The sequence below is a fragment of the Aeromonas sp. 600479 genome (assembly GCF_049175515.1).
Lineage (GTDB): Bacteria > Pseudomonadota > Gammaproteobacteria > Enterobacterales > Aeromonadaceae > Aeromonas > Aeromonas veronii_A.
This window is the reverse complement of the sequence record NZ_JAAKVF010000001.1, coordinates 302,659-315,957: the sequence shown is the minus strand read 5'-3', so window position 1 is coordinate 315,957 and position 13,299 is coordinate 302,659. Positions and strand designations below refer to the sequence as shown.

The window sequence follows — 13,299 nt, the reverse complement described above, 5'->3', positions numbered from 1 at the left end:
TCTATGAAACGGGGCTCTCTCGAAGGATTGATCTGTGTTCTCTTGCTGTTGTTCACCTGCCCGTTACTGGCTTCCACCTTGTTGGCTCCCGGTGATCGGTTGGCCATAGTGCAACCCGGTGAGCCTGCTTTTGACCAACCTTTCCAGATCAACAAGCAGGGAGAGATTGCACTGCCTGAAGTTGGCAATGTCGTGGTGGGGGGGAAGACCCTGCCACAGGCGGATGAACTGATCCGTACCGCCCTCAAACCTGTTTACAACAACCTCTCTCAATTGACCGTCACCTTGCTGGAAAAGCGGCTGCTGATCAGCGTGATGGGCTATGTCAAAAAACCCGGCAGTTATGATCTGGCGCCCGATGGCAACGTGCAGATGGCCCTCGATGCCGCTGGCGGTCTGGTGCCTGGTGCCCAGCTCAACAATATGCAGGTGCGGCGTGGCAGCACGGTCTCTAGCTTCGACTACAAGCGTTATCTCGATACCGGCGATGCCAGCGTGTTGCCGCCATTGCAATCCCTTGATGTGGTGTTCGTGCCAGCATCCCCTTTGATCGGCAACGTGCAGATTGATTTTGATGCGGCAACCCTGGCGGCAGGTGGGGATGGCGATACCGGCAAGGCGATCAAGGTGTTTGGCGAGGTCAACAGCCCCGGCGCCTTCAGTTTCAAGAGTGGCAACTCCATCGTGGATCTGCTGATGCGAGCCGGTGGGGTGACCCGTTTTGCCGGGGTGGAGCGGATCCGGGTGATCAATGGTGATGCCCCCGAGCTGTTCGATCTCAAAGCCTATCTCGACTCCGGCAACAACAAGCTGCTGCCCAATCTGGCGCCGGGCGCCACCATCTTCGTGCCCAAGGATGAAGAGCAGATAAAACGGGGGGCGCGCACCATCTACATCATGGGCGAGGTGTTCAAACCCGGCGCCTATGAGGGGCGGGAAGGGGACTCCTTCCTCGATATTCTGGCCAATGCCGGCGGCCCGACCCGCTATGCCGAGAGTCGCCAGATCCGTTTGCTGCGCACCGATGGCACGATCGAACCCATCGACTTGCAGGCCTATACCGAAGGGATGCAAAAGGCGCTGCCCCAAGTCAAACCCGGTGATGCCATCTTTGTGCCGGAAAAAACTGATATCAACGAGAAGTCCTGGTTGAAAGTGGCACCCGGGCGGGCGGTGATGGTGATGGGGGCGGTGCGGATCCCGGGGCGTTATGAATGGTCTGACGAGATGTCGCTGCTGGATCTGATTGCCCACGCCGGTGGCCCCAACGAGCGGGCCGATATCGCCAAGGTGCAGATCCTGACCGCCGAAGGGGGGCAGGCCACGCCGACCCTGTTTGATCTCGACAAGTTTCTCCATCAGGGGGGGGCGCTCGCCAGCCTGCCGAAGATCCGGGCCGGATTCACCATCATGATCCCCGAGCTGCCCACCGATCCCAGTGACAACAAGTCCCAGTGGGTGCGCCAGTCACCGGACAGTTCCATCTATATCTTCGGTCAGGTCGGAGCCCCTGGTCGCTATGCCTTCAATGAGCAGATGGGCTTTATCGACATCCTGTCGGCCGCCGATGGCCCGACTGCAGCGGCGGATCTGCGCAATGTGCGTATCGCCCATCGCAGTGGCAGCACTGCGCGGGTCAGCAAGCTCGACCTTGCTCTCTACTTTGAAACCGGCGATGAAACCTTGCTGCCCAAGGTGCTGCCCGGCGACTCCATCTACCTGCCGGAGAAGAATCGTCCCTGGCTCGACGAGCCGAAGGAGAACACCATTCGGGTGCTGGGAGCGATAGCCCGTCCCGGTCGCTACCGCTTTGACTCCTCCATGACCCTGCTGGATCTGCTGGCCGAGGCAGGGGGCCCGACCAGCAGCGCCTATATCAAGAAGATTGTGGTGATCAACATGGCCACCAGTGGTCAGGGGGATCAGGCCCGCAGCTTCGATCTCGACGGCTTTGCCAAAGAGCCCGACTTTAGCCAGTTACCGGTGCTGCGCGCAGGGGACACCGTCTTTATCCCTGACAGCAAGAGCAGCAACTGGGCCATTTTCATGGATGGCATGCGCGACATTTTGACCACGATTTCGGTGGTGGCCCTGGTCGGGACGCTTTGATATGAGCATCCCCATTCAATATCTGGAGCTCGAATCCCTCTACGCGGCGACGGTCGCCCGGGGGATCCGCTCGCTGGCGGTCACCTCGTCAGAAGGGGGAGAGGGGGTGAGCTCCATCTGCGATGCGCTGGCAAGGCGCTCGGAGGCGGATGGGCTGCGCACCCTGCTGGTGGATCTCAATCTCTATCACCCCGGCCGCGCCACGGCGGTTGCCTGGGGTCCCAATGATGTGCCCGAGCCTGTGGCCACTGGCCGCTCCTTGTCCTTGCTCCCGGCGCCGGGCAAGGATCTGATGGCCTTTCGCAACAAGGATACCTTGCGTCAGCTGCTGGTTCGCTGGCTGGAGCATTACGATGTGGTGATCTTCGATACCTCGCCGCTCACCGCCCTCAATCGGGGCAATATTCCGGCCGATCAGGTGTGTGGGGCCTGTGAAGGGGCGCTGCTGGTGGTATTGGCCGGGGTGACCCCGACGACCGTGGTACAAAGTGCGGTGGATAAACTGACCCGTGCCGAGGCCAATCTGGTTGGCGCTGTCTATAACGACAAACTCAACCCGGGGCTGGCCAGCGAGATCCTGCGCGAACTCAACCGGCTGCCCAGTAACCGGGTGACCGAATGGCTCAAGCGCTGGTGTCGGCGCAGCGCCTTGCTCAATTTCCGGATCTGATCGCTCGCTGATGGAGGCCCGATATGGATGACTGGTTGCGATCTGCTCCGGCAACCCTGCAGGCGGTGCGCGAACTGCGCAACCGGCTGGCACAGGGACTCTCCCTGTTTCAGGTCTCCCCAAAGGATCAAGCCAACTGGCTGCTCTGTTTCAGTGAGCTGGCCACCAATAGCGTCAAGCACACAGCTCCTCCCGCGACCCGGCTCTGGCTCACTCTGAAAGAAGATGAAACGGGCTTGAGTTTGATACTGGAGGATGATGGCGGCCCGCAACCCAGTCTTGCCAGTGCGCCGTTACCCGATGAACTGCAGGAGGGGGGATACGGGCTGGCGCTGGTGCACCAGCTGTTTGCCGAGGTGCACTTCTCTCGCGACGGTGAGCGCAATCGCGTGACTCTTCGCCAGCAGGGCCCGGTCAACCAGCTGCCGGTGCTCGCGGTGATCGACGATGACAAGGTGATGCGTGCCCTGCTCACCGCCTATCTCCATGAGCACTACCGGGTTGAAAGTTATGCCGACTCCCATGCCGCCCTGCTGGCGCTTGGAAAGCAGCCCCCCGCGCTGGTGCTCTCCGATATCGAGATGGAGGGGATCGATGGCTTTGGGCTGCGCCAGCAGTTGATGAAGGATCCCAAGATGAAGGGGGTGCCCTTTATCTTCCTGACCGGTCATCAGGATCAGTGGACCCAGAGTCGGGCGGGGGCGCTGGGGATCGATGACTTTCTGGTCAAACCCATCACCAAGCAGGACCTGTTGCTGGCGGTTTCGCGGGTGCTACAACGATCGGAGCAGCTCAAGTCGCAATGGGGCGAGCAGCTGGATCAGCGCATGACCTCGGCGCTGCGCCCGTTATTGCCCTCCACCTCCATTGGGGGATACCAGCTGGCTTTGCAAACCCGCGCGGCCACCGTGGGGGGCGGGGACTTTCTGCTGGTCAAGGATCGGGTGCTGTGGCTCGGGGATGTGATGGGCCACGACGCGGAAGCCAAGTTTTTTGCCCATGCCTATGCCGGTTATCTGCGCGGCTTGCTGACGGCGCACGATCTGGAGCGCGCCCCCGCCCGTTTGCTGACCATCTTGTCCAATGCGGTTCACAGTGATCCGCTCCTCGGGGCTACCCTGCTCACCACCCTCTGTATTGAGCTCGGCAACGAGGGGCGGGTGCAGTGGGCCAGCGCGGGCCACCCTGCGCCCTGGTTGATCGGGCCCGGCACCATCCGTCAGGTCGGCGTGACCGGCCCCTTGCCCGGTTTGCGCCCGGATCCCCACTTCGTGACCAATGAGCGTCAGCTCAAGCCCGGCGAGATCCTGCTGTTCTGGACCGACGGCCTGCTCGATAGCCGTGATGCCGCAGAGCGCCAGTGCTGGGAGGCTCAGCTCAAGGAGATCTGCCTGACTTCGGGGCCCGGTCTTGAGCAACTGGCTCATCGCATTGCCCGCTGGTTTGATGAGCGCATCAATGATGCCGCCCTCGATGACATGACCCTCCTGCTGGTCGCCTGTCCCGGCGCCTGATCCAGCCCCTCTTTGCCTGACTGGCCCGCTCTATGCAACGCCTCATTTCAGGTGGCATGGAGCCACGGGAGGAGGTGCCTATGTTACCCATGCAGCAGATCTGGCTGGCCATCGATGCGCGTCAGGTCGGTGGAATAGAAGTTCACATTATCCACTTGGCCAACGATCTGCTGGCCAGGGGATTTCGCCCCACCATAGTGCTGGTGAGCAACCACGGCATGACCCCCTTTACGACCCTGCTCAAACAGCAGGGTTTGCCCTATGAGGTGTGCCACAACAGCCGCGACTTTATGCGCCGTCTGGCTCGCCAGCCTGCTTCTGTGCTGATCCATACCCACGGCTACAAGGCCGGGGTGCTGGGGCGGCTGACAGCCTGGTTCACCGGTAAATCGGTGGTCTCGACTTTTCACAGCGGGGATGACGGGGAGGGGGTGCTGAAGTTTTACAGCTGGCTGGATCGTACCACAGCGCGTTTTGCGAAGTGTATTGCAGTGAGCGAGCCCATCGCTCGCAAATTGCCTGTGCCAAGCACGGTGATCAGCAACTTTGTCCCCATGCCTGCGACGCCGGCAGCGGTAACTGGCAACCGGATTGCCTTTGTCGGCCGCCTCTCGCCGGAAAAGGGGCCGGAGGCATTCTGCCAGCTGGCCGCCTTCTGCTCGGAGGGCGCGTTTCATCTCTACGGGGATGGCCCCATGAAAAGGGCTCTATGGCAGCAGTACGGTGATCGCGTCCAGCTTCATGGTTTCCAGAACATGGCCAATGAGTGGCACAACATCGACCTGCTCTGCATCACTTCCCGCTTTGAAGGGTTGCCGCTGGTGGCCCTGGAGGCGATGGCCCACGGCATACCGGTCTGTACCTTTGCGGTGGGGGGCCTGGTCAACCTGATCGACCATAAATCCAATGGCTGGCTGGTGGAGCCCGGCCATGTGCGGGACATGGCGGAGCTGGTCAACTACTGGCTGCGCAGCGATGAGATAGCGCGCAGCAAAATGAGTCAGGCGGCGCGCAACACCATCGCCCGCGGGTACAGCGTCAACAACAGGGTGACCGATATTCTGGCTGTCTACGGCGTCTGAATCACAAAGCGAAACCCGCCAAAACGAGTGGCTGCTGGCCACTCGTTTTTTATGTGCCGGTGTTATGGGAAGCAGGGGGCGGATTGCTTCTGTGATCACGCAACGCTTGGGTTCCTGCGGTTGGTTAATCTGGCATCAGGCCTTTGGATGGATGGGGCAAGATGATGGCGATCAGATCGCTGACTTCTCTGTGATCACCATTGATTTGCAACAAGGATGCGCCATAAAAAAAGGCCATTGCAGTGGCAATGGCCTGATGGGGTTGAGATGTGGCTGAGATTGGCGGGATTAGCGCCCCTTCTTGCCGACCATGATGGCGATCGTCTTGCCGATGATATGCACATCCTGCACCAGCCAGCGCCAGGGGTGGAGCAGAGCAACCGAGTAGGCCAGATCGAACGCGAGCTTGCTGCGCACATCATCCAGCGACTCGTCGTAACCCTGATTGACCTGCGCCAGACCGGTAATGCCGGGGGCCACTTCATAGGTGCGTTCGATAAAGTACGGCACCGCATCTTCCAGCCGATTGGCGATACCGGGTCGCTCCGGGCGGGGGCCGATCAGCGACATCTCCCCCTTGAGCACATTGATAAACTGCGGCAGCTCATCGAGCCGGGTTTTGCGCAGGAAGTCGCCGCTGCGGGTGATCCGGCTGTCCCCCTTGCCACACCAGACCGGCCCGGTGGCCGCCTCGGCGTCGGCGCGCATGGTGCGAAACTTGATCATGAAAAAGAGCTCGGTATGGGTGGCGTGGCTGCGCCCGATCCGCAGCTGACGAAAGAACACCGGCCCCGGGCTATCGAGCCGGATGGCCAGCATGATCAGCGGCCACAGTGGCAGCGTCAGCAGCAGGCCAAAAGTGGCACCGAGCAGATCCATGCTGCGTTTGACCACCAGGGTCAATCTTGGAATGGGGTGTGTCATACGGCTTTCTCCTGTGACATGAAACGTATGGGGGCGCGCAGGCAGTAGCGCAGGGTGCCCATGCCGTTGTACCAGTGTCCGAGTACCAGATAGTGGATTTTGCGAAACAGATTGGGCCAGGGGTGCACAGGGGTCAGCTGGATCAAGATGACCAGCAGATACCCCAGCAGTTGCAGCCCCAGCAGCAGTTGAAACAGCAGGGATTGGGTGGCCAGCGGGATGGCGCAGAGCCAAAGCAGGGTCAGGCAGAGCGGCATCAACACCCGCAGCCCCTTGCCACTGGCAAAGTTGAAGGCAACCCAGCCGAACTTGGGGTGCAGCAGGGGCAGCAACCGCAGCAGCTGCTGGGTGTTGCCAGCCCCGATCCGCTTGCGTCGTGTCGCCTCCAGCGCGGCATCGGAAACTTCCAGCTCCAGTGCGGCGCAGCGATTGTCATAGACAGCCCGATACCCCTTGGCGATGGCCTGCATCGGCAGGATGAAATCGTCGTTGATGGTATCGGCGGCCAGCGGGGTGAGGCACTCCCGGCGCATCATATAAAAGGCACCGTGGGCACCCAGCATGCCGCCAAGGGCCGATTCGCAGAGCTTGATCTGGCTTTGATACTGCCAGTAGCTCTCCTCGCCCTGGGAGCCCGGTTGCCAGAACCGGTATGCCTCCCCGACCACCCCTACCTTGGGATCGGCAAAATGGGCGACCGCCAGCAGCAGGCTGTCGATGGGCAGCAGGGCCGAGACATCGGTGAGGGCTACCAGATCGCTGTGCACCCGTGTCATGGCCTCGTTGAGCACGGCGACCTTGCCGCGATTGCGGGGGTGATCAAACAGCCTGATCTGCAACTGCTGCAGGGCGGGATCTCCGAGCTGGCTTAGCGCAATGGGGTAGCTGTTGTCGCTGCAACCGTCGAAATGCACATGCACCCACAGCTTGTCGGCGGGGTAATCGAGGCTGGCGAGGTTTTGCAGCTTGGCCGCGATGGTCGCCGCCTCGTTGTAGACCGGCATCAACAGGGTGATGGTCGGCAGCGCTTCATCGGTGGCGTCTGTTTTGAACCCTCGATCCAGAGGGCGGGGTGGATTGGCTACCTTGCGCGCCTGCCGACCACCGAATTTGAGTAGCAGGGGATAGCCGACATGGTGGTAGACCACCAGTACAGCGCACAGCCAGAACACGATCATGATCCATTCCATGGGATGCTCCTCTGGTCATCGGGTCGCTTGATCAGCGGCTGTAAAGCTGCTGATAGGCCTGAGCCATCCGGCTCAAGCTGCTTTGCTGGCACACAAACTCACGGGTGACGGCACGCAGGCTATGGCACTGCAGCAACCCTTGTGCCAGAAGCTGGGCAAGGCGGCCGGGATCCCGCTCCGACAGGATATGGCCGCTGGCCTGGCAGACGATCTCTCTGGCCGCCCCCACATCGCTCATCACCACCGGTACCCCGCACGCCTGTGCTTCCAGCACGCAGAGCGGCATCCCCTCTGCCAGCGAGGGGAGGCAGAAGATATCCAGCCCCTGATAGAAGCGCGGCATGTTTTCGACCAGCCCCAGAAAATGGACCCGATGGGCGATCCCCAGCTGCTGACACTGTTGTTGCAACGCATTTTGCAAACTGCCGACCCCTGCCAACGCAAGATGCACCTCCTCCGGCAGGGCGCGGATCGCCTCCAGCAGCAAGGTGTGACCCTTGACCGACTCAAGGCGGGCGGCGCAGCCAATCAACTTGACCCCTTGTGGCAGCCCCATCTCCTGACGGGCGAGGGCGGCGGCGCCCGGGGCAAAACGCTGTTCATCGATGCCGTTGGGGATCACGGTTGGCGACAGCTGGCCCAGCTTGACCAGCAGCTGGTTGGCCACCGGCGTGGCATCGGCCACCAGAATGGGTTTGAAGGCGCGCAGCCCCCACAGGGCCAGCGTGCGCTGATGGGGATCATCGAGATACCAGGCATCGTGCTCTGTGTGGATCAGGGTGGGCACCCGGGCCAGCCGACTGGCGAGGCCGCCATAGAGCATGGGCCCAAGATGGTGGGTATGTACCGCGGCTGGCTTGAGTTGGCGCAGCAGTCGGGTGAGCCGCCAGAGGGTCGCCAGCGACCAGCCCGCGGGCTTTTCCAGACAGTGAATATTGCCCGCGAAGGGATACAGGGCGGGCCATGCCCTTAGCACATCCCCTTTGTGCCCTTCGAGGGAGATGATATGCACCGGTTGCTCGGCCGGGCTTGCCTGAGTGAGGTTGAGCACCATGGTCTCCAGCCCGCCGGGCTGCAGGTGCTGCACGATTTGCACGACAGGTTGTAAGACGGGCTGGGCGCAGGCGCCCCTGCGGGGATGGGGTCTGTGCGACGGGGTTGATGACAACATGGTTCGCGCTCCGGCAAGGGAAGGGGTGACACCCCGGATAGCGGGAGAATGCGAATCTTGTACCACTCTTGCGATCTGCCCACAGAGGCGATCAGCACCTCTGGTGGCACTGCCCTTGCATCGAGCGGGGGGAGGGCTTTTCTCAGGGAGTGATGCCATGCCTGTTCAGTTCTATTACAACCTCTACATCATTCTCTTTGCCGCCTGGCGCCGTCGCTATCTGCTGGTGATCCCGGTACTGGTGATGCCGCTGGTGGGCGTGACGGTCGGTCTGCTCACCCCCAAGGAGTATGAGAGCCGCACCACCTTTATGGTGCCGCAAGATGCCAACCAGACCCCGACCCTCAAGGATCTGATCACTCAGGAGAGTCTCAAGGATCGCTTTGCGGTGCTCGAAGCCCTGCTGCGCAGCCGCTATGTGCTGGACGGGGTAGCGCGGGACCGCGGTCTGGTCAATGACGAGACCCCGCCAGCCCAGCGCGATGCCATCATGGACTGGCTCTCGAGTGCCGTCTCGCTGCGGTTGATCGGCGATGAGGTGATCGAGATAAAGGTCAAAGCGGATTCGGCGGCCAACAGCGCCGGTTTGCTCGAAGCCATTTCGCGGCGCTTTTTCTTCAACCTGCTCAGCAAGGGGCGCCAGTCGGCGGAATCGTCCGAACGTTTCCTGCAAAGCCAGCTCGACAGCCGCCGCAGCGAACTGCAAGAGGCCGAGCAGCTGCTCGCCGATTTTAAACGGGAGCATGCCAGCGCCTTGCCCCAGCAGCAGAGTACCAACGTCGCCCGTCTCTATGGCTTGCAGGAGCGTTATGCCGAGAGCCTGATCACCCTGCAGCAGGCCAAGGCACGGGTCGATCAGCTATCGCTGGGGCAGGAGAGCCAGCTGGCCCGCCAACTGGATGAGAAGCTGCAACTGATGCGCACCGAGCTGGTGTTGCTGCGGGCCCGCTACAGCGACGAGCACAGCAAGGTTCAGAGCCTGCGCTATCAGATTGACCAGTTGCAGCAGGAGTTTGAGCAGCTCAAATCTCAACCGGATATGGCCCGCGGGCCCGAGTGGCAGTTGGCCCAGACGCAGCTGACGGAGGCGGAGCAAAACGCCGCCGGCCTGAAGAGCCAGCTGGATGGGCTGGACAAGGTGGTCGACTCCCAGGGAGATACCGAGCGCCAGCTCGCCGAGCTGGAGCGGGATCTGGCGGTTAAACGCACCCTCTATCAGGATTTGCTGCTGCGCTACGAGAAGGCCAAGGTGACCGGCGATCTGGGCAACTTCGAGCAGGGGGAGCGGATCAAGGTGATCGACAAACCCTTTGCCCCCAGCAAGCCGAGCAACTACCCGCTCTGGCTGTTTCTGCTGGCGGGCATTGTTGGCGGGCTGGGGCTGGGCTGCGGTCTGGCGCTGGTGGCCGAACTGGCGGATGCCAGCCTGCGCCGCTCCGATCAACTGGCCGCCCTGGTCAAGGCACCGGTACTAAGCCGTATTCCCTACTGCGAGCCGATGCCGGACTATCCATCCCATAGTGATCAGGCGCTCGATGGGCAGGTGTTGCCCATGTCACCAGAGCCGGGGTGATTGCCACAAAAGCTGGCTATCAGCCGGAACTTGAATATTTCTGAAAAGGCCTCATGATGAGGCTTTTTTATAAGACTTTGTCATCTTCTTGGTCAGCTACAGCATTTGATATGATTTACGTCAAGCACTGTTCAGATGTGTTGACAAAGATTAGCTTTGGTAGAGATATCCAATTCCGTTTATTGACTGTTATTTTACACAGAGGTAAAAGATGAGCCCACGAAAGACGTTGATGATTAGGCCACCAATGAATTTCAGCTGGTTGTTTATGTAATCATTCTAAAAATATTTGTTAATGGTATTTATGTAGAATGATACGGGCCTGAATAAAGGTTTTACTAAAAAATAGTAATGTTACCTTCTGGCTAACTCTAATTATGGATGAAAAATTTATGAATTCATATCTTTATACATGGAATCCGAAGCGCTGGCGTTGGGTAGATCAGAGCGATGCTATATACCGGGTGAATAATGGTAAGCCTTATGATATACATTGGAGTTGTGGAAACACAAAAAAGATCGTAACTGGGGATGTTTTTTTCTCATGAAGCTCGGGGTAGAACCAAAAGGAATAATTGGGTGTGGGTATGTATCGTCTACCCCTTACCTATTACCACATTGGGATAAAGAAAAAGCCATCCAGGGGAAAATGGCTCTTCGTACTGATTTGCTTTTCAAAGCCCTATCCGAAGAGCCAATTATATCCTTATCAGTTCTTCAGGATAAATTCCCTAGTTTTAAGTGGACTCCTGAGGCTGGAGGTCTGACAGTACCAGACTCAATTGCGAGTGAAATATTTGCTGAAATTCAAGGAAGCCAATGTTTTGGGTTCGCACCAGAATCGCCATCCTCGATCATAAAATATGCAGAGGGGAAATCTAAAACAGTGACAGCAAAAACATATGACAGAAGCCCACATGCGAGACAAGCATGTCTAGAGTACTATGGTTACAGTTGTGAAATATGTAATTTCAACTTTGAGTCTGCATATGGAGATATTGGGCGTGGTTATATAGAGGTTCACCACCTTCGCCAGCTTGCTGACATTGGCAAGGAGTACCTCATAGATCCGGTGGAAGATTTACGGCCTGTATGCGCTAATTGCCATCGCATGTTACACAAGCGCCGTCCGCCATTTGCCATTGAAGACCTCAAGGTCAAGCACAGTAATAGTTGAAATAGAGATAGTTTATGGGAAATGATAGAGAGATTATTTATTCAGAATTGCGTAAGCGAATGGAAAGAGTCGGGTTTGTATTTGAAAGGGAACAACAGCCACATTTTCAGAATAAACGTGATAAAGAATTGAAATTTTTTCACCCAGTGCTTGAAGAGAGGTTCGCTTTGGCAGGAGAAAAAAATAGAGCAAAGAAATTCTATTTGAAGCAGCTTTCTGATGACGTAAGTTGTGAAATCGGCATAACAACAGGTAACACATCACCCTTGTTTAGGCTAAATAACTTCCCTTCTCCAAATGCAATAGATACGTATAAAAACGAAAAAGTAAATGCATGGATGAATAAAGGGGATGATCTATCTCTTGATCTTTTTTTAAAGGCTATAGAAGACTATGCATCTACCTCAATCCAAGAGTTTAATGAAAACTTCAACGATGAGGTGGCACGTGCTCTGGCTGTTAGTCCTAGTGAGCGTAGGAAGCGGCTTGAAAATGCAGAGAAACACCCTCAAAAAGTAACAGTTGCTATATCGGTTTATAAAAGAAATCCAGATGTTGTAGCTGAAGCTTTAATTAGGGCTAAAGGTTGTTGTGAAGGATGTGAAAAATCAGCTCCATTTGTTCGAAAGAAAGATAACTCGCCATATTTGGAAGTTCATCATGTTATTCCATTATCGGTTGGTGGGGAAGACACCTTGGATAATGTGATTGCACTTTGTCCAAATTGTCATCGAGAAAAACATTTCGGATAGCAAGAGTTTCAAGAGGATGATAGCGCATGGGGTTTTCAGTACTGTCTAGCGACATATGGTAAAAATTTTTAGAGTCTGTACATAATTCGTTGCTGCTTATCAAACGAGAGTTAGTGACTAGTTTGAAAATCATCAGTCATTTGGATATGTCAGGTTATAGCACCAGCAAAAAAATCAGGGAGCCATAGCTCCCTAATCGCAACACACGGGGTGATAAATCAGCCGATGGCAGGCGTTTGTTGCCAGTTGGTTTGCTGCGGACGGCCCTGAGTTCGGCGTTGATAGCGCCAGGCCAGCAGTAGCGGCATACCGAGCAGTAGCTGGGCTGCCAGCGGGATCTCCTCGATGGGGGCGGCCAGTGCACCTTCCGGAATAATGCCCCCCTCAATTTCGGCCGCCAGTTTGAGCTCCAGCGCATTGCCAAAGTCAGCAAAGGTAGTGGCGTTGATCACAAACGCATCCTGACCACCGGCGATGTTGTTGAGATACCAATCCTGCAGTACCCCATCGGGATAGTCCTGTCCGATGGTTATGCCGTTAATGGTATCGATGCCGGAGGCAAGCAGTTGATCCCGCACAGTGGAGGTATCCAGACCTGCGTTCTGGATGCCGTCACCCGACACATCCATCACCTGGCGGGCGGCTGTGTAGTCGTTGATATCAAACTGCTGGGCACCAAAGGCCATCGCCGAACCGGGGGCCGTCATCCCCGCATAGGGGCGTACCAGGGCATCCAGGGTGGCGGCGAAGTTGTTGATGGAGGTCATGTCATAAAGGTGGAACCAGTCGGTCATCACCGATTGTTGGGTTGCTCCGCTCCACATGATCATCTGTACGGCAATGGATCCCAGCTTGCCGCCGCTGGTATCGAGGATGGCGCTCTGTACCTCCTGGCTGTAAAAGGCGTCCACATACCCCTGTAACTGCAAATTGAATTCCGATGAACTGACGCTGCCCGACACATCCATCAGCAGTTGCAGTTCGGTATCGACTTCGGTCAAGGCGTATGCGGGGGAGGTTACCAACAACATCCCCAGCAGCCCTGCCAACGGTTTGAGTTTCATTGCTCACTCCTTCTCCCTGGCGCTAGTGCCAGCAGGGGGAATGAATAAAGCGTGCCAGCTTTGTTGCATCCTC

At 57.7% G+C, this 13,299-nt stretch carries 12 protein-coding genes; 8 read left to right on the top strand and 4 right to left on the bottom strand.

Annotation, left to right across the window (positions count from 1 at the left end; translation table 11 throughout):
- Nucleotides 1–3: 3 nt before the first annotated feature.
- The 5 genes from G5149_RS01395 (at nucleotide 4) to G5149_RS01375 (ending at nucleotide 5,652) form a co-directional block, all read left to right on the top strand.
- Nucleotides 4–2,109 (top strand): SLBB domain-containing protein, encoded by a 2,106-nt coding sequence (locus G5149_RS01395; RefSeq protein ID WP_216953736.1) that lies wholly within the window; start codon nucleotides 4–6, stop codon nucleotides 2,107–2,109.
- A 1-nt stretch (nucleotide 2,110) separates the two neighbouring features.
- A complete protein-coding gene (locus G5149_RS01390; RefSeq protein WP_076493047.1) occupies nucleotides 2,111–2,779 on the top strand; it encodes a tyrosine-protein kinase family protein in 669 nt (222 codons plus the stop codon).
- A gap of 23 nt (nucleotides 2,780–2,802) precedes the next feature.
- Complete coding sequence (locus G5149_RS01385; RefSeq protein ID WP_227340673.1) at nucleotides 2,803–4,293, top strand: SpoIIE family protein phosphatase; 1,491 nt, start codon at nucleotides 2,803–2,805, stop codon at nucleotides 4,291–4,293.
- Nucleotides 4,294–4,373: 80 nt separating this feature from the next.
- Complete coding sequence (locus G5149_RS01380; protein ID WP_337072149.1) at nucleotides 4,374–5,375, top strand: glycosyltransferase family 4 protein; 1,002 nt, start codon at nucleotides 4,374–4,376, stop codon at nucleotides 5,373–5,375.
- A gap of 91 nt (nucleotides 5,376–5,466) precedes the next feature.
- Entirely contained in the window at nucleotides 5,467–5,652 is a 186-nt protein-coding gene (locus G5149_RS01375; protein ID WP_227340671.1) for a hypothetical protein, read from the top strand.
- Between the two features lie 11 nt (nucleotides 5,653–5,663).
- Here G5149_RS01375 and G5149_RS01370 read toward each other — a convergent pair whose 3' ends face one another.
- Genes G5149_RS01370 through G5149_RS01360 form a run of 3 tightly spaced genes read right to left on the bottom strand, consistent with a single transcriptional unit; the run spans nucleotide 5,664 to nucleotide 8,576 of the window.
- Complete coding sequence (locus tag G5149_RS01370; protein ID WP_019445314.1) at nucleotides 5,664–6,299, bottom strand: sugar transferase; 636 nt, start codon at nucleotides 6,297–6,299, stop codon at nucleotides 5,664–5,666.
- The gene (locus G5149_RS01365) at nucleotides 6,296–7,489 is read right to left on the bottom strand and encodes a glycosyltransferase family 2 protein (protein WP_421211245.1); all 1,194 of its coding nucleotides are present in this window, start codon (nucleotides 7,487–7,489) and stop codon (nucleotides 6,296–6,298) included. The genes G5149_RS01370 and G5149_RS01365 overlap by 4 nt, the downstream gene beginning before the upstream one ends.
- A 31-nt stretch (nucleotides 7,490–7,520) precedes the next feature.
- On the bottom strand, nucleotides 7,521–8,576 hold the full coding sequence (locus G5149_RS01360; RefSeq protein ID WP_337072151.1) for a glycosyltransferase: 1,056 nt from the start codon (nucleotides 8,574–8,576) through the stop codon (nucleotides 7,521–7,523).
- A 241-nt stretch (nucleotides 8,577–8,817) separates the two neighbouring features.
- On the opposite strand from G5149_RS01360, the gene G5149_RS01355 reads away from it, so the two are divergent.
- The 3 genes from G5149_RS01355 (at nucleotide 8,818) to G5149_RS01345 (ending at nucleotide 12,162) form a co-directional block, all read left to right on the top strand.
- Complete coding sequence (locus G5149_RS01355; RefSeq protein WP_227340669.1) at nucleotides 8,818–10,233, top strand: GumC family protein; 1,416 nt, start codon at nucleotides 8,818–8,820, stop codon at nucleotides 10,231–10,233.
- 544 nt (nucleotides 10,234–10,777) lie between these two features.
- The gene (locus tag G5149_RS01350) at nucleotides 10,778–11,410 is read left to right on the top strand and encodes an HNH endonuclease (protein WP_421211243.1); all 633 of its coding nucleotides are present in this window, start codon (nucleotides 10,778–10,780) and stop codon (nucleotides 11,408–11,410) included.
- Nucleotides 11,411–11,424: 14 nt separating this feature from the next.
- On the top strand, nucleotides 11,425–12,162 hold the full coding sequence (locus G5149_RS01345) for an HNH endonuclease signature motif containing protein (RefSeq protein ID WP_321537276.1): 738 nt from the start codon (nucleotides 11,425–11,427) through the stop codon (nucleotides 12,160–12,162).
- Nucleotides 12,163–12,380: 218 nt separating this feature from the next.
- On the opposite strand, the gene G5149_RS01340 is transcribed toward G5149_RS01345, so the two are convergent.
- Nucleotides 12,381–13,226, bottom strand: a complete 846-nt coding sequence (locus G5149_RS01340) for a DUF1194 domain-containing protein (protein ID WP_337072152.1) — start codon at nucleotides 13,224–13,226, stop codon at nucleotides 12,381–12,383.
- Nucleotides 13,227–13,299: the final 73 nt, after the last annotated feature.